This is a genomic window from Litorilinea aerophila (genome assembly GCF_006569185.2).
GTDB lineage: Bacteria > Chloroflexota > Anaerolineae > Caldilineales > Caldilineaceae > Litorilinea > Litorilinea aerophila.
The window spans coordinates 51991-73214 of sequence record NZ_VIGC02000003.1 but is presented as its reverse complement, the minus strand read 5'-3'; the positions used below and the strand labels follow the sequence as shown (position 1 = coordinate 73214).

The 21224-nt window shown below is 64.9% G+C and carries 16 protein-coding genes; 12 read left to right on the top strand and 4 right to left on the bottom strand.

The window, feature by feature from the left end; genetic code table 11:
• Window positions 1–30 precede the first annotated feature (30 nt).
• The 9 genes from mbhE to FKZ61_RS02795 all read left to right on the top strand — a co-directional run bounded on the left by mbhE (window position 31) and on the right by FKZ61_RS02795 (window position 8069).
• Window positions 31–2409 carry a hydrogen gas-evolving membrane-bound hydrogenase subunit E gene (mbhE, locus tag FKZ61_RS02835; protein ID WP_141608559.1) on the top strand — a complete coding sequence of 793 codons (2379 nt, stop codon included), beginning with the start codon at window positions 31–33 and terminating at the stop codon, window positions 2407–2409.
• Between the two features lie 5 nt (window positions 2410–2414).
• On the top strand, window positions 2415–2849 hold the full coding sequence (locus FKZ61_RS02830) for an MnhB domain-containing protein (RefSeq protein WP_141608558.1): 435 nt from the start codon (window positions 2415–2417) through the stop codon (window positions 2847–2849).
• On the top strand, window positions 2846–3412 hold the full coding sequence (locus tag FKZ61_RS02825) for a Na+/H+ antiporter subunit C (RefSeq protein WP_211358378.1): 567 nt from the start codon (window positions 2846–2848) through the stop codon (window positions 3410–3412). Before FKZ61_RS02830 ends, FKZ61_RS02825 begins: the two co-directional genes overlap by 4 nt.
• Window positions 3409–4989, top strand: a complete 1581-nt coding sequence (locus FKZ61_RS02820) for a proton-conducting transporter transmembrane domain-containing protein (protein WP_141608557.1) — start codon at window positions 3409–3411, stop codon at window positions 4987–4989. Before FKZ61_RS02825 ends, FKZ61_RS02820 begins: the two co-directional genes overlap by 4 nt.
• Window positions 4979–5524: a Na+/H+ antiporter subunit E gene (locus tag FKZ61_RS02815; protein WP_211358377.1), complete on the top strand. Its 546-nt coding sequence runs from the start codon at window positions 4979–4981 to the stop codon at window positions 5522–5524. The genes FKZ61_RS02820 and FKZ61_RS02815 overlap by 11 nt, the downstream gene beginning before the upstream one ends.
• A complete protein-coding gene (locus tag FKZ61_RS02810; RefSeq protein ID WP_141608556.1) occupies window positions 5521–5841 on the top strand; it encodes a monovalent cation/H+ antiporter complex subunit F in 321 nt (106 codons plus the stop codon). The genes FKZ61_RS02815 and FKZ61_RS02810 overlap by 4 nt, the downstream gene beginning before the upstream one ends.
• A 5-nt stretch (window positions 5842–5846) precedes the next feature.
• Window positions 5847–6227: a monovalent cation/H(+) antiporter subunit G gene (gene mnhG / locus FKZ61_RS02805; protein WP_141608555.1), complete on the top strand. Its 381-nt coding sequence runs from the start codon at window positions 5847–5849 to the stop codon at window positions 6225–6227.
• Window positions 6228–6286: 59 nt separating this feature from the next.
• The gene (locus FKZ61_RS02800) at window positions 6287–7495 is read left to right on the top strand and encodes a MalY/PatB family protein (protein ID WP_170199160.1); all 1209 of its coding nucleotides are present in this window, start codon (window positions 6287–6289) and stop codon (window positions 7493–7495) included.
• 154 nt (window positions 7496–7649) lie between these two features.
• Window positions 7650–8069 (top strand): zinc ribbon domain-containing protein, encoded by a 420-nt coding sequence (locus tag FKZ61_RS02795; protein ID WP_141608554.1) that lies wholly within the window; start codon window positions 7650–7652, stop codon window positions 8067–8069.
• A gap of 16 nt (window positions 8070–8085) precedes the next feature.
• Here the strand turns inward: FKZ61_RS02795 and FKZ61_RS02790 are convergent, their stop codons facing one another.
• Window positions 8086–9363 carry a S1C family serine protease gene (locus tag FKZ61_RS02790; RefSeq protein ID WP_141608553.1) on the bottom strand — a complete coding sequence of 426 codons (1278 nt, stop codon included), beginning with the start codon at window positions 9361–9363 and terminating at the stop codon, window positions 8086–8088.
• A 152-nt stretch (window positions 9364–9515) separates the two neighbouring features.
• Here FKZ61_RS02790 and FKZ61_RS02785 point away from each other — a divergent pair, with 152 nt between their 5' ends.
• Window positions 9516–12461: an ATP-binding protein gene (locus FKZ61_RS02785; protein ID WP_141608552.1), complete on the top strand. Its 2946-nt coding sequence runs from the start codon at window positions 9516–9518 to the stop codon at window positions 12459–12461.
• Between the two features lie 33 nt (window positions 12462–12494).
• Here the strand turns inward: FKZ61_RS02785 and FKZ61_RS02780 are convergent, their stop codons facing one another.
• Complete coding sequence (locus FKZ61_RS02780; RefSeq protein ID WP_141608551.1) at window positions 12495–13727, bottom strand: MFS transporter; 1233 nt, start codon at window positions 13725–13727, stop codon at window positions 12495–12497.
• Window positions 13728–13787: 60 nt separating this feature from the next.
• Window positions 13788–14861 (bottom strand): CPBP family intramembrane glutamic endopeptidase, encoded by a 1074-nt coding sequence (locus tag FKZ61_RS02775; protein ID WP_141608550.1) that lies wholly within the window; start codon window positions 14859–14861, stop codon window positions 13788–13790.
• A 408-nt stretch (window positions 14862–15269) separates the two neighbouring features.
• On the opposite strand from FKZ61_RS02775, the gene ppk1 reads away from it, so the two are divergent.
• Window positions 15270–17519 carry a polyphosphate kinase 1 gene (ppk1, locus tag FKZ61_RS02770; RefSeq protein ID WP_141608549.1) on the top strand — a complete coding sequence of 750 codons (2250 nt, stop codon included), beginning with the start codon at window positions 15270–15272 and terminating at the stop codon, window positions 17517–17519.
• A gap of 168 nt (window positions 17520–17687) precedes the next feature.
• On the opposite strand, the gene FKZ61_RS02765 is transcribed toward ppk1, so the two are convergent.
• Complete coding sequence (locus FKZ61_RS02765) at window positions 17688–18671, bottom strand: malate dehydrogenase (protein WP_141608548.1); 984 nt, start codon at window positions 18669–18671, stop codon at window positions 17688–17690.
• A 247-nt stretch (window positions 18672–18918) separates the two neighbouring features.
• On the opposite strand from FKZ61_RS02765, the gene FKZ61_RS02760 reads away from it, so the two are divergent.
• Window positions 18919–21075 (top strand): hypothetical protein, encoded by a 2157-nt coding sequence (locus tag FKZ61_RS02760; RefSeq protein ID WP_229964115.1) that lies wholly within the window; start codon window positions 18919–18921, stop codon window positions 21073–21075.
• Window positions 21076–21224 lie beyond the last annotated feature (149 nt).

Here is a 21224-nt window from a genome sequence, read left to right as displayed (position 1 = left end):
CCCTTACACCATATCACCGAGTGACCGACGATGCAACCTCAGCCGCTGTTGCTCTTGAGCCTTCTCCTCCTGGCTGTATCCAGCCCCCTCCTCTGGCTTCTGCGCCCCCATCGCTTCCGCCATGTGGGATGGGTGGCTGCGATCCCGCCGGCCCTGGTGACGGCCATGCTCCTGACCCAACTCCAGCCGGTTAGCCAGGGCATCTTCCTGCACGAGCGCTACCCCTGGTCCGCGGCGCTGGGGCTGGAGATCATCCTGCGCCTGGATGGGCTGGCCCTCTTCTTCGGCCTGATTGTGGCCGGGATCGGCGCGGCGGTGGCTCTGTACACGGGATACTATCTGGAAGATCATCCCCGGCAGGGCTATTTTTACAGCCTGCTCTTCCTGTTCATGGTGAGCATGCTGGGCATCGTCTGGTCGGACAATCTGCTGACCCTTTTCGTCTTTTGGGAAGGGACCAGCATCACCAGCTACCTGCTCATCTCGTTTGAGCACGAGAAGAAGGAAGCCCGGGATGGCGGTCGGCGGGCCCTCATCGTCACCGGCTTTGGCGGGTTGGCCATGTTGGCCGGCATGGTCCTCCTGGGGCAGAGCGTGGGCACCTACACCATCAGCGACATCCTGTTCACGCCCAACCTGGACGCCAGCCCCTACTACGGGGTGGCTCTGTTCCTGATCCTGCTGGGGGCCTTTACCAAATCGGCCCAATTCCCCTTCCACTTCTGGCTGCCGGGCGCCATGGCCGCCCCGACCCCGGCCAGCGCCTACCTGCACTCGGCCACCATGGTCAAGGCCGGCATCTTCCTGCTGGCCCGCCTCCACCCCGCGCTCAGCGGGACCGACCTCTGGTTCTGGAGCCTGCTGACGGTGGGCGCGGCCACCATGCTCCTGGGCGCGGTCAGCGCCTTCCGTTACTATGACCTGAAGGCCGTGTTGGCCAACGCCACGGTGAGCCAGCTGGGCTTCCTGGTGATGCTCCTGGCCTTCCACAGCGAAGCGGCCTACGTGGCCGCGGTGGTGGGCATCCTGGCCCATGCCCTGTACAAGGGCCCCCTCTTCCTGGTGGCCGGCATTGTGGACCACGCCACCGGCACCCGGGATCTGCGCCGTTTTGCCCGCCTGGGCCGGGAGCTGCCCTGGGTGGCAGCCACGGCGGTGCTGGCCGGCCTCTCCATGGCGGGCCTTCCGCCCTTCTTTGGCTTCCTGGCTAAGGAAACCCTGCTGGAAACCTTCTTCCACCATGCGGAACACGACGTCCCCTGGGTGGGCTGGATCGGGCTGGGGGTGGCGGCGCTGGGTGGGGCCCTCTTTGTGGGCTACAGCCTCACCCTGCTCTGGGAGGCCTTCTTCCGACGGGAAGCGCCCGAAGAAGCGGCCCACGTCCATCACGCACCGGGGTTTGGCTTTGTCTTCGCCCCCCTGGCCCTGACCCTGGTGGGCACCGCCATTCCCTTTGTCCTGACGGCGGTGGAGAAACCCCTGCTCACCCCCACGGCCAGCGCCATTGCCGGCCACCCGGTGGAAGTGCACCTGGCCTTGTGGCATGGCGTCACCCCCACCCTGCTGGTCAGTCTGGCGGCCATTGCCGTGGGCGTGGGCTTCTTCGCCATCCGCTCGGCCCTGCGCCGACTCCTGGCCACCACCCCGTCCTGGCTCAACGGCACCTACCTCTTTGACCGGCTGATCTACGGTCTCTATGACCTGGCGGCCTGGAGCACCCGCACAGTTCAGGGTGGCACCCTGGCCTCCCAGGCCAGCGTGGTGTTGCTGGCCGCGGTGGTGGCCCTGGTTGGGGCGCTCACCCAGGTCCGCTGGCCCGAGGACCTGCCCATCGACTGGAGCGCCGGCGTCTACTTCGAGGAGGTGGTACTGGTGGCGCTGGCCATTGTGGCGGCCATCACCACCGTGCGCGCCCAGACCCGCCTCAACGCCATCGTCAGCATCGGCGTGGTGGGCATCACCGTGACCCTCTTCTTCGTCATCTTCGACGCGCCAGACCTGGCCCTGACCCAGCTCCTGGTGGACATCCTGACCGTGGTGCTTCTGGTCCTGGTCTTCTACAAGATCCCGCCCCAATCCCTGCCCCCCCTCAGCCGGGTGGTGCGGATCCGCAACCTGGTGGTCTCGGTGCTGGTGGGCTTGTTGGGCTTTGGACTGACTCTGTTCAGTGTGGGGCCTCGCTTTCTCCCCACCATCAGCGACTATTTTTCGCTGAATGCGGTGCCAGGCGGCCACGGAGCCAACGTGGTCAACGTGATCCTGGTGGACTTCCGCGGTTTTGACACCATGGGCGAGATCACGGTGCTGGCCATTGCCGCGGTGGGCGGCTACGCTCTCCTGCGCTCGGCTCGCCTGCGCCCCCGGCCGGCCGACCGGATCGCCCTGAACCATGATTCTGAGGAAGGGTAAGTGGCATGCCAGAACTTTACCTGCGCCTGCTGGATCGTATTTTGACGCCCATTTTGCTGATCCTGGCCGTTTTCCTCTTCCTGCGGGGACACAACGAGCCTGGGGGCGGCTTCATCGCCGGGCTGGCCGCGGCCGCGGCCTTTCAGCTTCAGATCCTCAGCCGGGGGGATGAATATGTCCGGCGCCTCATCGGCCCCTACCTGCACCCCATGGCCGGCATCGGGCTGTTGGTAGCCGGCGCCGCCGCGCTCATTGGCTTCCGCCAGGGCGGCTTTTTCAAAGGCGTGTGGGCGTCCATTCATCTGGGCCAGTTGGAGCTGGATTTCGGCACGCCCCAGCTCTTCGACCTGGGCGTCTTCCTGGTGGTGGTGGCGGTGGTGACCTCATTCCTCCTCGGTTTGAGCAAGAGCGAGGCCAGCGAAGGGGGAGAAGAAGCGTGATCGGCCTCTTGGTAGCCCTGCTGGTTGGCCTGCTCTTTGCCACCGGCACCTATCTCCTGCTGCGGCGGGATCCCATCAAGCTCATCCTGGGACTGAGCCTGTTGAGCTATGCGGTCAACCTGCTGCTCTTCGGCACCAGCGGAATGGCCCGGGGCATCCCGCCCATTGTGGCCGACAAGGAGTCCTTCACCGGAGACATCAGCCGTTTCGTGGATCCCCTTCCCCAGGCCCTGATCCTGACGGCCATCGTCATCAGCTTCGGCGTCACCGCCTTCGTGGTGGTCCTGGTGAATCGGCGCAACAGCCTGGCCGATGCCGAAACTGCTGAAGAGGGTGGCGTTGAGGGGGAAGAGCGGCTGGCGGCCAGCACCATGGGCGACCCCTTCGCCAGTGACGGCCACTACCTGAGCGACCTGGAAACCGAGGCCGACGACTACGAGTGGCTGGAATACTCCCTGGTGGAAGAATATCGCCGCCGGACGGGCTCGGAAGAATCGGCTGAGGGAGAGCCCCCAGCCCCGGAACGTGAAGCCCAACAGCGTAAAGAGGTGGATGGGAGATGACCCTCAATCCGAACTGGCTGGCCGCCCCCATCGTGCTGCCGTTGCTGGCTGCCGCGCTGGGGCTGCCCTTTACCCGCTGGGGATATCGCAACGCCGGCCGCTGGCAGCGGCGGATTGCCGCGGTGGCCGTCACGGCCAACCTGGCCATTGCGCTGGTGCTCCTGGTCTACACCTTGCAGGGCCATCGCCTGGTCCTGCAGATGGGCCTGTGGCCGGCGCCCTTCGGCATTACCGTCTTCGCCGACGGGCTGAGCGCCATCATGCTCACCCTGACGGGCATCCTGGCCTTTGCCACGGTCTTTTACGCCATGGGCACCCTGGACCAACGGGCCCGGATGAACTATTTCCCGTTGCTGCTTTTCCTGCTCATGGGGGTGAACGGCGCGTTTCTGGCCGGGGATATTTTCAACCTCTACGTCTTTTTTGAAGTCCTGCTCATGGCCAGCTTTGCCCTGCTCACCCTGGGCGGCCAGCGCAACCAGATCAACGGCGGCATCCGCTATGTGGTGCTCAACCTGCTGGCCTCGACCCTTTTCCTGGCTGCGGTGGGGGTCATCTACGGCACGGTGGGCACCCTCAACATGGCCCATCTGGCCCAGCGGCTGCCCCAGGCGCCCCAGTCGGTCCAGACGCTGGTGGCCGGGCTGCTGCTGATTGCCTTCAGCAGCAAGGCGGGGCTCTTTCCCCTCTTCTTCTGGCTGCCGGGCAGCTACCACACGCCTCACCCTTCGGTGACGGCCTTTTTCGGCGGCCTGTTGACCAAGGTGGGCATCTATACCCTGTTCCGTATCTATCCCCTCCTTTTTCCAGAGTATCTCAGCCGCTGGCAGGCCCTGATCCTGGCCATCGCCGGCTTCACCATGTTGACGGGCGTGTTCGGGGCCATGGCAGTCAATACCATACGCCGGGTGCTGAGCTTCCACATCATCAGCCAGGTGGGCTACATGGTCATGGGCCTGGGCCTGGCCATGAGCGTGGGCCAGCTTGGCCCCAGCTTCGGTCTGGCCGCGGGCATCCTGTACCTGGTCCACCACATGATCGTGAAGACGGCGCTGCTCATGGCCGGAGGGGCAGCCGAGATCGAAGTGGGCAGCGGCAGCCTGCTGCGGGATCAGTTGTCGGGTCTGCTCACCCGTCGGCCCATGCTGGCTTTTCTCTTCTTCTTTGCTGCCATGTCCCTGGCCGGCGTTCCACCTTCCAGCGGCTTTGTCAGCAAATTGAGCCTGCTCCAGGCGGCCCTGGACACCGGCCACTGGTTGATCGCGGCCGTCAGCCTGGGCGTAGGGCTGTTGACCCTGATGAGCATGGTTCGCCTGTGGCAGAAGGCCTTTTTCGGCCAGGCGGTACAGCCCATCTACCCCATCGCGCCCCTGGCCCAACCCCAACGGCGCTGGCTGACCCTGTTCCCCATCGCCCTGTTGGTGGCCCTGAGCCTGGCCATCGGCCTCTTCAGCGGGCCGGTCTTCCGCTGGTCGGATATCGCCGCCCGCCAGGTTCTGGACCGGGAAGGCTACATCCAGGCAGTGGCGCCCACGGATCAGATCGAATTTTTGGGGATGAAGGATCATGGCGAATAACCGTCCGCAACGCCCAACGGAAGCCGAAGGCCCGACCCCCCGGGGGATGGCCCTGCTGCTGACCATCAACGTGCTCATCGCCCTGCTCTGGCCGGCCTTTTTTCCCATCTTCGGCAACTTTTGGGAGTATGGGATTGGCTTTGTGGTGGGTCACCTGATCTTGATGATCTATCGGCGGGACTACCTGCACCACAACGTGCGAGTCACCATCTTTCTGGCCCACGTCATCTGGGAAATCCTGGTCAGCAACATCGAGCTGGCCTGGCTGGTGCTGCAACCCCGCCCCCGGCTGGATCCGGGCATTGTGGCCATTCCACTGGATATCACCACCGACCTGGAGATCACCGTGCTGGCCTCGGTGATCACCCTCACGCCCGGCACCCTGAGCGTGGAGCTGGGTCAGGACACCACGGGGCGCAAGGTCCTGTACGTCCACAACCTGGTGGTAGAAGATCCAGAAAAGTTCCGGCGTTCCATCAAACAGGGGTTTGAGCGCCTGATCTGGCAAATTTCGAGGGGAGAGGAAGCAATATGAACATCTTTGAAACCGGGCTGACCATCCTCACCGCCATCCTGAGCATCTCCCTGGTCCTCTGTTTCATCCGCCTGTACTTAGGCCCGAACCTGCCCAACCGCACGGTGGCTTTCGACATCATCGCCATCCACGCGGTGGGGATCCTGGCCCTGATTGCCCTGCGGGGCGAGGCGGCCGTCCTGCTGGACGTGGCCATTGTGACCGCGGCCCTGGGCTTCCTGGGTACGGTCATGCTGGCCCGCTACCTGGAGCAGGCCAACGTCACCGAGTGGGAGCCAGAACGGACCGAGCGGCACATTTCAGAGAAGCGAGGGTAACGATCATGACGCTTTGGGAAGGGCTCATCCTGGCCCTGGCCGCAGTGGGGGTGCTCTTTAACCTGATCAGCGCCATCGGCATCCTGCGGCTGCCGGACGTCTACGCCCGCATGCACGCAGCCGGCAAGGCGGCCACCCTGGGGGTAAGCTGCCTGCTCCTCAGCGCCGGCCTCTACTATGGCCAGGGCGAATTGCTGCGGATGTTGATCTTGATCGTCCTCTTCTTCATCACGTCGCCCATCGCCACCACCACCATGGCCCGGGCCACCTACCGCAACGACCCCCGCCGCCGGTTCATCCTGCACTACGACGATCTGGCCCGGGATCAACAGGCTCTGGGCTCACAAGCCCGACAGAAAACAGCCGGGGAGGTGGGCCAGCGGTAGCTGCCTCTCCTCCCCGGCCATCTATCATAACGCCATCACACAACCGTTACGGATCCATCATGTCTTCTTCTGGTAATTTCGATACCTTGCACGCCGATTCCTACAACTTCGACCAGTACGTGGAGCGCCGCGGGAGCGACAGCGCCAAATGGGGCGTCTACGGCGACGATGTGCTGCCCCTCTGGGTAGCCGACATGGACTTCCCCTCACCGCCAGCCGTGCTGGAGGCCCTCCACCAGCGGGTGGACCACGGCATCTTCGGCTACGGCATGGAGCCGCTGGCCCTCAAGGAACTCATCTGCGAACGGATGGCCAGGCTCCACCGCTGGCAGATCAGCCCCGACGACATCCTCTTTCTGCCGGGCCTGGTCTGCGGCCTCAACGTGGTGACCCGGGCCATCGGCGAGCCAGGGGACGCGGTGGTGGTCAGCACGCCGGTCTACCCGCCCTTCCTCACCGCGCCAGGCAACCAGGATCGCCGGCTACAGACCGCAGACCTGGCCGTCTCCCAGGTGCGCCACCAGGATCGCCTCCATCCCCGCTACGAGTTTGACCCGGACGCATTCCAGGCGGCCCTGGATGAACGCACCCGCCTCTTCATCCTGTGCAATCCCCACAACCCGGTGGGGCGAGCCTTCACGCCGGCCGAGCTGAGCACCATGGCCGAGCTCTGCGCCCGACATGATCTGGTCATCTGCTCCGACGAAATCCACTGCGACCTGCTCATGGGCGAGACCCGACACGTGCCCATCGCGAGCCTGGACCCGGAGATCGCAGCCCGCACCATCACCCTGGTGGCCCCCAGCAAGACCTACAACATTCCCGGCCTGGGCTGCAGCATGGCCATTGTCCCCAACGCCGACCTGCGCCGCCGGCTGGAGCGGGCCAAGGCCGGCATCGTGCCCCACATCAACGTGATGGGCTTTGTGGCAGCCCTGGCGGCCTACCGGGAGGGTGACGCATGGCTCTCGGCGCTGCTGGCGTACCTGACCGCCAACCGGGACTTTGCCGTGGACTACCTGGCGCGCCACATGCCCCAGCTCAAGACCACCGTGCCCGAGGCCACCTATCTGCTCTGGATCGACTGCCGGGAAGCTCATCTGCCTGCTAAGCCCCAGCAGTTTTTCCTGGAAGAGGCGAAGGTGGCGTTGAACGATGGCGCGGCATTCGGCCCCGCGGGAGAAGGGTTTGTGCGCCTGAACTACGGCTGTCCCCGCGCCACCCTGGAGGAAGCCCTGGCCCGCATGGCCCGTGCGCTGCAGGGTTGACCGAACTGGACCCCGGTGGTACACTGGCCCCGTCAGCCACCCTGGCCCTGGACGATTTTCAAGAACGGTTTTCAAGAACGGTTTTCAAACGATGGGTGGGTGAAAATCTGTGGTTGTCCCCGGTAGCGTCACGTCTGGAAAGTGACAGGAGCCCATGAGCAACGTACGACGTATCTGTCCCCAATGTGGCCAGGACAGTTCCCTGGACGCCCGTTTCTGTGTCCGCTGTGGATATGACCACGAGGCAGCGCTGCCGGCCCGGGGCAACAGCCTGCCTGCGGTGGTCGGGCGGGCAGCCCTGCCGGTGTTGGCCGGCGTCACTAGCCTGGCCTTACGGGCCGGCTGGCGGTTGCTCCTGCGCAAGTTGAACCAGCGCGTCTCGGCGCCTCTGTCGCCGCAAGGGGCAGAGGCCTCCTCAACCCAGGTACCTGCCCGGGCGCGGCCCATGCCCCCCCAGCCGGCAGAACCCCGCCGACGTCGGGTCATCCACATCCGCTCAACATGGGCGGTGGGTGACGCGCAGGGCGTGTGGCGCCAGGGTAGCGCCGAGCACACCATTGAGATAGAAGAATAAGCGCGGGTGGCCCGGCTCAGCGTTCGATGCTCGTAGGCCGGGCCGCCAGGACCACGTCGATCAGGACTTGCTCCCCATCCCGCCAGACCGTCAGGGTGACCGTGTCCCCCGGCGAGGTGTAGCGCTGGAGATAGACCAGCAGATCGTCGAACTTGGTCACCGGGTAATCGTTGATGGCCACGATCACGTCGCCACCCCGCATGTCCGGACAGATGCTGGGATAGTGGGTGCCGGAGGGCTCAGAGCCGCCCCGCAGTCCGGCCCGGCTGGCGGGCGTGTTGGGCAACACCTCGGCAATGACTGCGCCCCGTAACTCCTTGGGCACGCCCAGATCGTCCGCACAGATGGGGCTCAGCGTACCGCCGCTCACCCCGATGTAGCTGTGCTCGTAGTAGCCCTGCTCGATCAGGGCAGGCACCACCCGTTCCACGATGGTCACGGGAATGGCAAAGCCCACGCCGCTGTTGGAACGGACCTCGGAGCGAATCTGGGCGTTGACGCCGATCACCTCGCCCCGCTCGTTGAGCAGCGGCCCGCCCGAGTTGCCCGGGTTGATGGCGGCGTCGGTCTGGATGGAATCCGGAATGCTGAAGCGATCTCGGGCCGGGATGGAACGGCCCAGGGCGCTGACGATGCCGCTGGTCAGGGTACCGGCCAGGCCGAAGGGATTGCCGATGGCCGCCACCCGCATGCCGACCCGGACGTCCTCCAGGCGGCCCAGTCGTACCGGCACCAGGTTGTACCCTTCCGGATCAATGCGCAGCACCGCCAGGTCGCTGTCCACGTCGGTGCCGATCACCTCAGCAATGGCCACGGTGCCGTCGCTAAAGGTCACCTGGACCTCCTCGGCGCCTTCCACCACATGGTTGTTGGTCACAATATGGCCCTGGGTATCCCACACAAAACCAGAGCCGCTGCTGATGGGCAGGAAATCCTCCGGCCCCAGCCCCTCTGGCGTGGAACCATCGGGGAAGGTGAGGCCGCTGTGGCCCAAGACCGTCACGTTGACCACCGAGGGGTTGACCTGCTCGTAGATGCTGACCAGGGCCGCGGTCTCATAGTCCATACCCTGGAGCGGCGGCTGGACCACCGGCGGCGGTACGGGGGTGGGCAAGGGGCGGGGTGTCACTACCACCGGGATTGCCTGGGGGGGTGGTGCCGCGGTCACGCCGCCGCTGTCCCGGAGGGTAAAGAGGGCCACTGCGGCCAGGAAGGCCAGGGTACAGCCTCCCAGCACCAGGGCGGCCATCCCGCCGAGGATCCAGAGAAGACGCCGGTTACCTGCTTTTGCCACTTGACCGACTTTTGCCACTTGACCGATCTGATTTTCTGTTGTCATCGTTCCCCAATCCATCCTGATCACGGCCTGAAACCTGTACGTCCATTGTACGCGAAGATGGGCTGAATGGAAACTCTGCTTTGGTGCCCCACGGAGCTTGTAAGTCCATGAGTCGATTTGGCGTGGTTCCCCCCATCGATCTGACGCCCCGGTTCACGCAGCCGCTTTCGGCCGACCGCTGGCGTGACTACGTCACTCTGCATCGATGGGTGGTATCTTTCCCCCAATGTATCGAACCGTACATCCACGACTATCTCCGCGGCGCGCAGGGAGAAAACCCCCCGAACCACGACCTGCTGAACTGGGGGGCATGGATCGCGTGGTACCGGAAGAATCCACACCAGGCGAACTTCCTCTGGCTCTGGTTTGGGTTGGCCATCGCCTGGCTACTGGCCCTTGTCCTGGGTATGTTGGCCCTGTATCACGTGCTCTTTGGCCTGCCCCCCATCGCCGTGGTCATCGGGTTGATCGTGTTCGTGGTCTCCCTCATCTTGTCTGTGGGGCTGGCCGTACCCACGGTGGCGGCGGACAGGTTCGACCGGCTCTGCACGGTAATACTCCCAGCCGTCACCATGTTTGCCACCTTCACCCTGGCGTTCAACCTCACCACACCGGAAGTGCTGGCCCAGGCTGGCTGGAGCCTGTTGGGGCTCCACGGGCTGGTGATGGGCAGCATCTTTGGCTTCTGCTACAGCATCCTGCGCGTCCCGTTATACAGATATGGGCACAGATCCCTGTCGCCCGCCTGGACCCGGCTGGGACAACTCCTGAGGCCCCTGGACGTGGGGCTGGCCCTGGCTTCCACGGCCCTCCCCCTGCTCACCTTCCTGCCGGACTTTTACCAGTTCCTGCCGCCGCGCCGCCCCGTGGATCAGACATGGATGGCCTTTGCCTTTGCCATCGCCCCGGTCAGCCTCCTGGTCTTCAGCCTGCGCCCGCTCCAGTACATCCTGGCCTACGGACGGCTTCCCTGTCGTCCGGACGCAGCGGAACCAGAAGACGCCGGCCAGGCCATCCAGACCCAGCAGATTCCCCATATCACGCCCCTGCCCCTGGTGGAAAGATGTCTGCGCAGGTGGCTGAACACCGACTGGAAGCCGGCGATCCACAATGCGGAGCAACTGTGGCGGTACACGAGCCAGCATGCTGCCGTGGTGCAGGCCGTCCGCCATGCACTCCGCAGGCAGGAAGCCAACCAGCTGATGGGCAACGCCCTGGCGTTGGCCCAGAGACGCGCCTGGGACCTGCGGGACTTTCTGCACTGGCCGTTTTGGCCCCGGTGGAGCCTGGGGCAGGCGATGGCCGGGCTCCTGCGGCCGGCCAACAGCGCGGGAGCAGGCCAGGGATCCCCTTCCCAGGCGGAACGACAACGCCTTCGACGCATCCAGTTACGCCGGCGGCGCCATCCAGAGATGCCCCGGTGGCAGCGGCTGCCCATGGCAGAGGCATACGAGAAGGTCATCGGCGGCTTCTGGTATCTGATGGCGGGCTATCCCCATGAAGCCCACCGGGCATTCCAGGATGCTCCCGACTCCGACTTCGCCCGGGAAATGGCGGACCTCTGCCGGGCGCTGGACCAGATCCTGGACGGCAACGACATCCGAAGCCAGGAGCCCATTGCCCTGCCGGCTACGCCGGCCCGGCCGCGCCGAAAAGAGGCCTGGGGGCTGGTGCGGCAGTTTGAGCAAGTGTTGCGCCTGGCCTGGCTCTATCCTCGCTGTGGGGAGACGGTCCGGGCAGAAATCCGTCAGCGGGTGGTGAATGAGGAGGAGAAAATCCAGGCAGCGCTGGCTGCCGCCGCTACAGACGACCGCTTCCTGGAGCGCCGGGCCTTCCAGATTGCGCTGGACGAACTGCGCAGGGAGCTGGCCCGCTGGTTCGAGCGACCGCCCCACTCTTCCCCGCCCCGGCCGTTCCCCAACCCCCACCACCTCCGGGGTCCCCTGCCCGGGCGAGAATCGCTTGTGGGCCGGAGGCGGGAACTGGACCGCATTCGCCAGGCCTGGGGCGATGGCCAGCTCTACCCGCTGCTCCTCTGGGGCCCACCCCTGGTGGGGAAAACCTCCCTACTGGACCACGCGCCCATTGCCCTGGAACTGCCCATCCAACTGGTCTCCCTGAAGCTGAAAACCCTGCTGCCCAATCCCACAGAGCAACGGCTGATCATGGCCGTCTGTGAACAAATGGCCCTGGTGGCCGAGTCGCCCCCTCCGGATCCGCGTCGGATCGCCCGGGCACCCTGGGAAAACCTGCAGCAGATGGTGAACGAAGCTTGCAACTCGCTGGTACGGGGATACCTCGTGTTGGTGCTGGACGATTTCGACGTGCTGGGTTTCAGCCTCAGCCATCGCTTCCGGTTGCGTCCTTTTCTGGAAGCCCTGGAGTACATTCGCCGCCACCAGCCGGCCTTTGGCGTGGCCGCGATCACCACCTTCCCCCGGGACCACTTCCTGGCTACCTGGACCTCGCCCTTCAGCCGACAGGAGACCGTTGCCGTCGAAGTGGGCTACCTGGAGGAGAGGGACAGCCGGCGCCTGTTGCAGCAGCCCAAACCCCAGTTTCCCCTCATCTACGCCGAAGAAACACTGGAAACCATCCACAGGCGCACCGGCGGGCACCCCTATCTGCTCCAGTTGTACGGGCATGTGGTGGTGAGTCAGTACAATCAGGCCCATCGGGATCCAAACCGCGCCCAGGACGCCCCGGAGCGCAGCCCCTTCATCACCCCCGATCTGTTGGAATCTGCCACCAAGTTGCCCGAGTACCGGACGGGCCTGGATATTTTTTGTGAGGCCTATGGCGCCTACCTGCAGCGGCTCAAAAAGGAGCAACAAACCATGCTCCAGGTGTTGGCAGAAGGGCAGGAAGAGGGCATCGCGCAACAGGCGTTTCAGCAGGCCATCCAGCGCCAGTTTCCAGGGCTGGCCGAGAGGCAAAGGGAAGCCCTGTGGCAGGAGCTGAAGGACCTGAAACTGGTGCAAATCCGGGAAGAAGATGGCAGCGAGCCCCGGGTGGCGCTGGCCATCCCGCTCCTCTCCCGTTGCCTCTGCTGAAGCACGTTTCCCCCGGCAAAAATTGCGCCCCGCTCAGTCGCCTGCCGTCTTCAGGGCCTGCCCCCGGGTGACCCGCCCCTCGGCGGAGGCAGACCGCACCACGTGGAAGGCCAGGGCCAGGATGAGCAGGTAGGCCAGGGCGGCCATGCCAAAAGCCCCTCGGATGCCAAACCAGATGGCCGCGGCGGCCCCCACCATGGGCGCCAGGGAGCGGCCGGCCGCCGCCACGCTGTTATCCAGGGCATAGGTCGCGCCCTGGTTGCCCGTGGGCGCCCACAGGTTCATCAGCGCCGCGGTGGTGGGCAACAGCCCACCCACGGCAAAGCCGCTCAGCCCCTGGAGGATCGCCAGCTGCCAGGCAGCGGTCACGAAGGGCTGGGGCAGGGTGAGCAGGACGGCCGCCACGGCCGAGGCGAGCAGGATACGGTTGTGGCCGATCCGGTCCCCCAGCCGCCCCAGATAGACCGAGCTGATGGCGCTGGTAAAGGCGGCGCTACCGATCATCAAGCCGGTGATGGACGCCGCGCCTGCCTGCTGCCCCATGAGCTCGATGATGAAAAGGGAGAGGACCGGATAGGTGATCATCTGGCCCAGGCTGCGCAAAAAGCCCAGGGTGTAGAGCCCCCCCATGCCCGGTGCGGTGATCAGCCGGCGGTAGCTCTCCAGGATGCCCGGTCGCTCAGAACGGGCCACGGGCTGGAAGTCCTCGTGCACCCAGAAGATTACCGCCAGGCCTGCAATCCCCAGCAGGGCGCCGGTGATCCAGAAACTTTCCCGGAAACCGAACATGTCCCCGATGATGCCGCCGATGACCGGCCCCAGCGCGATTCCCCCATAGCGGGCCAGCATCAGCAGCCCCAGCGCGCCGCCCGTCCGATCTCGGGGGGTGGTGGCGGCCACCAGTGCGTTGGCCGCCGAAATGACGCCGGTGACGCAGCCCTGGATGGTGCGCAGGATGACCAGCTGCTCCACATTCTGGCAGAAGCCCATCAGGGCGATCAACACCGCACCGCCCAGGGTGGCCCGGATCAGCATCAGCTTGCGCCCGTAGCGGTCGGCGATGGTCCCCCAGATGGGCGAAGAGAGCATCATGGTGGCCGCCTGGGAAGAGAAGACCAGGCCGGACCAGAACTCCACCGAGCCCCGGGTGGCCACCCCCAGTTCCTTCACGTAGAGGGGGAGGAAAGGGAAAACCAGGCTGAAGCCGGCCGTGGATAACAGCTGCACGGCGAACAGAACATAGAGGTTACGTCGCCAGGAGATCATTGGGGAGCATCCTTTCAGGAGCAGCTCCTGGCAAGACCGCTGTGGCGCCCTGGCGGGTCGTCAAAAATTCAGCAGGGAGCTGCTCAGATAGGCCAACAGGCCCAGGGTCATGTTGTAGACGGCGTGGACGACCATGGCTGTCGTGGTGTTGTGGCGCAGGCGCACCCATCCCAACACCAGGCCCAGCAGAAAGACGATCAGGGTGGAGACGGTGATCCCGTAGTTGCTGTGGAGGAGGGCAAAGATGATGGAGGTGAGCACCAGGCCAAAGCGGGGCAAGAGCGCCCCCCGGAAGATGGTTTCTTCACCCAGGGCCGCCGACAGGCCCAGGGTGAGGATGCCCAGAGGCGAACGAAACAGGGGGCCCAGGAGCTGCTCCGTCAGGGCTTCCACGTCGGGATCTGCGCCCATGCCGACCAGGCTGGAAAGGTACTCCAGGGCCATGACCACCGGCACCATGAGCAGCCCAATGCCCACGCCGATGGCCACCTGGCGGCGGCTGGGCAGGACCACCCCCAGCCGCCTCAATGCCTCCTGGAAGCCCAGCCGGGTCAGCCAGCCCACGCCCACCAGGGCCATGGCAGCCATCAACCCCTGCTGGACCCAGAGGGTCAGGATGGTGTTGGTCTGCACGCCAGAGACCTGCTGGGAGGCCACCAGGTCCGCCAGGTTGCCCAGGCCCACGCCCAGGGTGAACATCAGGTTGATGACCACCAGCATGGTGTAGGAAAGGGCCACCGCATGGACTGGACTTTCCGCATCCAGCGGGAGGATGCGGGCCAGCAGGCGGCGGACGGGCGCCAGCAGCAACACGATGCCCACCAGACAGGGCAGCCAGATCCCCAGACCCAGCAGGCCCAGGGAATCAAACTGGATGGGAGGAGTCCCTCCCGAGCCGGCCAGGCCCAACTCCTGGAGCAGCCCGGGCTGGCTGGCGATCAAGAGACTGGTGACCTGGATGAGCAGGCCGGCCAGAACGCCGAAGCCCAGGAAGAAGATCAGCAGCAGATAGGTGAGGATGCTTAACCCCTCGGATTCCTCGCCCCGCTGTCGCCTCGCTTCAGCGGCGTTGGCCAGGAGCAGGATCAAGATCAGGGGCCCAAAAGTCACCACGAGGCCAAATAGTTCGGACATGAAGGTCTCCTTTGTCGACCACCCTGGTGTCGACCTCCCTGGGCGGGTGTTTGGCACCAGGAGGGTCAGTGTGCTTTTTTATACCAGTGTACTGTCACTTGCCCGGCCTCGCAAGAATCCATCCCGGGAGGGTGCCCCAAAGGGCCTACCAAAAGGGATTCGACAAAGGTTGCGATTCTCTTTACAATAAGACCGCATAATCGAGGACCAGAACGCCGGGCACCTCCGCCACCTACCCCACCCGGCAGGTCCACTGGGGAGCCAGGGTTCCATGCATCTTCGTTACGTGGAGATGGACGCGGAGATGTACGCAGCAATGCATGACCTGCCCACGGCGCACCACGTGGAAGACTCGACACAAGAACCAATCGACATAAGAGGACTGAACGCACCGAAAGGGACCCGACTATGACTTCATCGACCGCGGCCCACGCCGATGGAGCCAGGGGAGAAACAGGAACACCAGAGACCATCGCCCTGCCCATGGAGAGCCCACCGGCCATCATCCAGCCAGCCGTCCGGGCCTACACACCGGAAATCGACATCGCCACCCTCTCCCTGGACGAGCTATGCACCTCGGAGATGGTGTACAACCGGGAGCTTTCCTGGCTGGATTTCAACTGGCGGGTGCTCAACGAAGCCCTGGACGCCCGCACCCCGCTGCTGGAACGGCTCCGCTTCCTGGCCATCACAGCCAGCAACCTGGACGAATTCTTCCGCAAGCGGGTCGGCGGCCTGAAGCGCCAGAAGGCCGCGGGCATGGCCCACCTGAACCTGCCCGGGTGGACGCCAGACGTCCAGCTGGAACTGATCGCCAAGGCCGTCCGCCCCATGGTGGAAACCCAGAGCCGCTGTCTGCTGGAGGAGATCTTGCCCCGGCTGGCTGAACATGGCGTTCGCCTGCTGGACTATCCTGAGCTGACGCCTTCCCAGCAAGCCCGGCTGCGCCAGTACTACCTGCGGGAAGTCTACCCCATCCTGACGCCCCTGGCCGTGGATCCGGGTCACCCCTTCCCGTTTCTCAGCAACCTGAGCCTGAGCCTGGGCGTCCTCCTGCAGGATCCCATCAGCCACGAGCGCCGCTTTGCTCGAGTGAAGGTGCCCCAGAATCGGCCCCGCTGGGTGCCCCTGGACAACCCGCTCCACTTCGTCCCCCTGGAGCAGATCATCATCCACAACCTGGACACCCTCTTCACGGGGATGGAGGTCATCGCGGCCTACCCCTTCCGGGTCACTCGCAACGCGGACATCGCCCGCAACGAAGAGGAGGCCGACGACCTGCTGGAGATGATCAGTGAGGAGCTGCGGGAACAGCGCTTTGCCGACGTGGTGCGCCTGGAGATCGACGCCTCCATGCCGGACTCTGTGCGGGCCTTGCTGCAGAGTGAACTGGCGCTGGAACAGAACGACATCTACCCGGTCCACGGGCCCCTGCGTCTGGCCGATCTCTTCCCCCTGGCCGACCTGAACCTGCCCCACCTCAAGTATGAGCCGTGGACGCCCATCACCCCGCCCCGTCTGGCCGGGCTAGACCGGGATTCCCGCAGCGGGGAGATCTTCTCCATCATCCGCCAGGGCGACCTGATGGTTCACCATCCGTACCACAGCTTCAGCGTGAGCACCCAACATTTCATCGAGGCCGCGGCCCGGGATCCCCAGGTACTGGCCATCAAGCAGACCCTCTACCGCACCAGCGCCAACTCGCCCGTGGTGGCCGCGCTGATCCAGGCGGCCGAGCGGGGCAAACAGGTGGCTGTGCTGGTGGAGGTGAAGGCCCGTTTCGACGAAGCGCAGAACATCGAATGGGCCCGGGCCCTGGAGAATGCCGGCTGCCACGTGGCCTACGGCCTGGTGGGGCTCAAGACCCATTCCAAGATCTCCCTGGTCATCCGGGAGGAGGAGGACGGCCTGCGGGCCTACTACCATATCGGCACGGGCAACTACAACCCCAAGACCGCCGCCCTCTACACCGACATCGGCTTCTTCAGCTGCCGGCCGGATATCGGCACCGACCTGATGGATCTCTTCAACTACCTGACGGGCTACAGCCGCCAGACCGAGTACTACAAGCTCCTGGTCGCGCCCGTCAACATGCGCCAGCGCTTTGGCGCCCTCATCGACGGCGAGATCGAGAACGCGCTGCAGGGCAGGCCCGCCCGCATCATCGCCAAGATGAACGGCCTGGAAGATCCCTTCCTGGTGCGGAAACTATACGAAGCCAGCCAGGCCGGCGTGGCCGTCGACCTGATCGTCCGGGGCAACTGTCGCCTGCGCCCCGGCCTCCCCGGTATCAGCGAAAACATCCGGGTCATCAGCATCATCGGCCGCTTTCTGGAACATTCCCGCATCTGGTACTTTGAGAATGGCGGCGCGCCCCGCTATTTCATCGGCAGCGCCGACTGGATGCGCCGCAACCTCAGCAACCGGGTCGAGGCAGTGGTGCCCATTGAAGACCCGTACCTCCAGGAACAGCTCTACCACATCCTCCAGACCTCCCTCAACGACCACCGCCAGGGCTGGGAAATGCTGCCGGATGGCCGTTACCGCCAGCGCACCCCCCACCATCTGCCACCGGACAGCCCCGAAGCCCTGGGCACCCACATCGCGCTCATGCGCCATACCCGACGCATGAGCGCCCAACTCCTGGCGGATGCCTGAAATCGGCACTTGTTTTGGGAACCGGAGAGACCGCTGCGGCGTTGGTCATAACGCGAGCGTGGTGCGTGGTACGTCAAACAACGTGTCACCGCGCTGTCATACAGCGAAAAGGTTCACGCACCACGCACCACGCACCATGCCAGATTGGGCCGTGGCAGGCGATTGGCTTCAGCCCAACATCTCTTCGATGGCCGCCCGCTCCTCCAGCAGTTCCTGGCCGGTGGCGGCCAACATGGCCCGATCGAAGTCGCTCAGAGAGAGGCCTTCCACCACCTGGTACTGGCCATTCTGGATGGTCACCGGATAGCTGAAGATGACTCCTTCGGGCGTGTCGTAGGCGCCGGTGCTGGGAATGGCCATGCTGACCCAGTCACCCGGCGGGGTGCCGTGGTACCAGCTCTGCACGTGGTTGATGGCTGCGTTGGCGGCGCTGGCCGCGCTGCTCTGGCCCCGGGCCTCAATGACCGCCGCTCCCCGCTTCTGAACCGTGGGGATGAAGGTCTCCCGGATCCAGGCATCATCGTTGATCACCTCCGGCGCGGGGCGGCCGTTGATCTCGGCGTGGTAGGCATCCGGGTACTGGGTGGAGCTGTGGTTGCCCCAGATGGTGACCTTTTTGACTGCGGTGACGGGCACGCCGGCCTTCCGGGCCAGCTGGCTGATGGCCCGGTTGTGATCCAGGCGGGTCATGGCGGTGAAGCGCTCCGGGGGGATGTCCGGTGCATTGCGCATGGCGATGAGGCAGTTGGTGTTGGCCGGGTTCCCCACCACCAGCACCCGCACATCCGAAGCGGCGTGCCTGTTCAGGGCTTCCCCCTGGGGCTTGAAGATGGCCCCATTGGCGCCCAGGAGATCCTTGCGTTCCATGCCCTTGGAGCGGGGGCGGGCGCCGATCAGCAGTGCCCAGTTCACGTCTTTGAAGGCCACGTTGGCGTCATCGGTCAGGACCATGTCCTGCAGCAGGGGAAAAGCGCAGTCCTCCAGCTCCATGGCCACGCCTTCCAGGGCCTTCATGGCTGGTGGAATTTCCAACATCTGGAGGATGACCGGCTGGTCGGGGCCGAAGAGGTCGCCGTTGGCGATGCGGAACAGAATGGCGTAGCCGATGTTGCCGGCTGCACCGGTGACGGCCACACGAATGGGAGAAGTCATGGTGATGCTCCTTTTGTGGGTGTTCGGCAGATGGAATTCCCGGGGGAGGGAGCTCCATGTTGACGCCGTTAATTTTGTGCCAATTTGGTTTGTTGTAAAATAGGGCCTCGTGGCCGATAGCTTTAGCATACCGCTATTCCAACAATTAATCAACGCGCCGGAGGTCTGGAAGGCCCATGGAAACAGGCGAAAGCGCCAGGTCGCCTTCCCAGGTCACCGGTGCCGCTACCCAAGGAGATGGATGTCAATGCAACCCGTTCCCAAAATGCGCAGGACCTTCGTGGCAGCCATGCTGCTGGCCATCCTCCTGAGCGCGCTGGAAGGGCTGGTGCGAGATGTGGGGACCGCACAGGCCGCCACCAGCGCCGATCCAGCCCAGGAGATCGTCTACATCGACGCCAATGGCGTGATCCGGGTGTTGGATACCCAGGGCAGCCCGCTGGTGCAGTGGTTCAGCCCCACCGGCGGCTGGCAAAACCTGGCCCTGGGCGATGTGAACAATGACGGCGATCTGGAGATCATCGCCGTGGGCGAGGAAAACGGCGTGGCCAAGCTGGCCGTCTTTGACCCGGTGATCGCCTCCGGTGCGGTGGACCCCAACAAGAAGATCAACGGCATCCCGTGGGATACCCTCTACGAAACCACCCTGCCCGCCCGGGCGGATATTATCCTGTCTGACGACTTCGACGCCAACATCCCTGGCGACGAAATCCTCTACAGCTACCGCCGCAGCAACGGCCTCTCTACAGTGGTGGTCCTCAACGCCAGCCGGCTGGAATCCAACGGCAGCCCCAACGGCCGCAACTGGAAGGTCCACCTCTCCAAGGACTTCGACTATCCCTGGAGCTATGGCGCCAGCGGCAACCTGGACGATGTGGGCTCGGCCGATGTGGTGCTGGTGGACGACGACAGCACGGAAACCCGCATCGACGTCTACACGGTAGACAACGACTTCGCCCGCCTGGACGGCAAGAAGACCGACAGCGATACCTGGCGGCGGGCCGCCGTCGGCCAGGTGATGGCCGGCGGACGGGACGAAGTGGTGGGCGTCAAGAGCGTGGACCGGGCCGACAAGCCCAGCCTGATCGTCTACCGCATGAACAGCAACAAAGAGCTGGACTCCGACAGCGATGACGAGTTCGCCTTCGCGCCCCAGCCAGAGGAGGTCTGCCTGGCGGACATCACCGGCAACGGCGACAAGGAGATCTTCTTCACCCGCAAGCACCCCAGCGAAGATGGCAGGCGCTTCATCATGCGGGACGAATGGGGCGATGACCGGGACCGGACGCCCACCATCGAGCTCTCGCTCAAGGAGTATGGCGGGGGAGACAACGGCTATCGGGTCTGCAAGGGCGGCGATGTGGACGGGGATGGCAAGGATGAGGTGGTGGTCATCCGGGACAATCGCCTCCTGCTTTTCACCCAGCCCGACACGCCGGTGAACAACCAGCAGGTGGTCAACGTCTACGACCTGAGCACCAACAAAGATGCCCTGGCCATCGGCGACCTGGACAGCCGGGGCTTTATCGAGGGTCCCCAGTTCGGCGTGGACAAGAACCGCATCGAGGCCGCCATTGCCGTGGGCACCACCAGCGGCCCCTACACCATCCAGGTCACCAACATCAGCACCAGTGAATCCGTGCAGGTGATCGTCGGTTCCGGCCTGCCCTCCTGGGTCCAGGTCACCCCCACGGTCACCCAGACGCCCGCGACCCTGCGGGTGACCTTCGATGCCACCAACCTGGACATCGGCACCTACTCTACCCGGCTGGAGATCCGGGGTGACAGCCGGGTGATCAACAGCCCCTACTACGTGGACCTGGTCCTGACGGTGGAGCCGGCCACCCTCACCCCGCGGCCGGCCGTTGCCAGCTTCATCTACACCAGCACCGTCGACATGGATCAGAGCATGGACGTCTCCATCAACGGCACCGTGGGGCTGAAGTACAAGGCCGCCGTGCTGGGCGTGCCCGAAGCGGCTGCAGCCCAGATCGAAGCCAACGGCGGCATCGCAGCGGCCAGGCTGAATGAGAACGGCGACCTGGTGCTGACCGACGGGGCCGGGAACAGCCGGGTCATCCCCATGCCGGACACCTCCCAGGCGGTGCCGGGGACCCAGGATGTGGCCGCCAGCGCGGTGGAGGCGGTGGACTGGCCGGTGCTGGATGTGCCGTGGGTGATCAGCGCCACCTCCACGTCGGCCATCGTGCCGGACATCCTGACGGTCACGGTGAACCCCTCGTCTCTGGGTAACGACTTTGACTTCCACCTGGCCATGGTGGTGCTGGTGCCCGACACGACCGCGGGAGTGGGCACGGTCTTCAGCCTGCCGGTGACCATCTTCCGGGCGCCGGAGCGTGTCTACCTGCCTGTGGTGGGCGTCTACGATCCCTTTGCACCGTAGTGGTAGGGGCGGGCCCCTGGCCCGCCCGCTGCCGCCCCTCCCAGGCAGATGAAAGAACGATGACGGTGATCGTAAGGGCGGGCCTCCGTGCCCGCCCGCTGTCGCCAGCCCCGGGCGGAAGAAAGAACGGCGACCGATGCGCCGCTGCG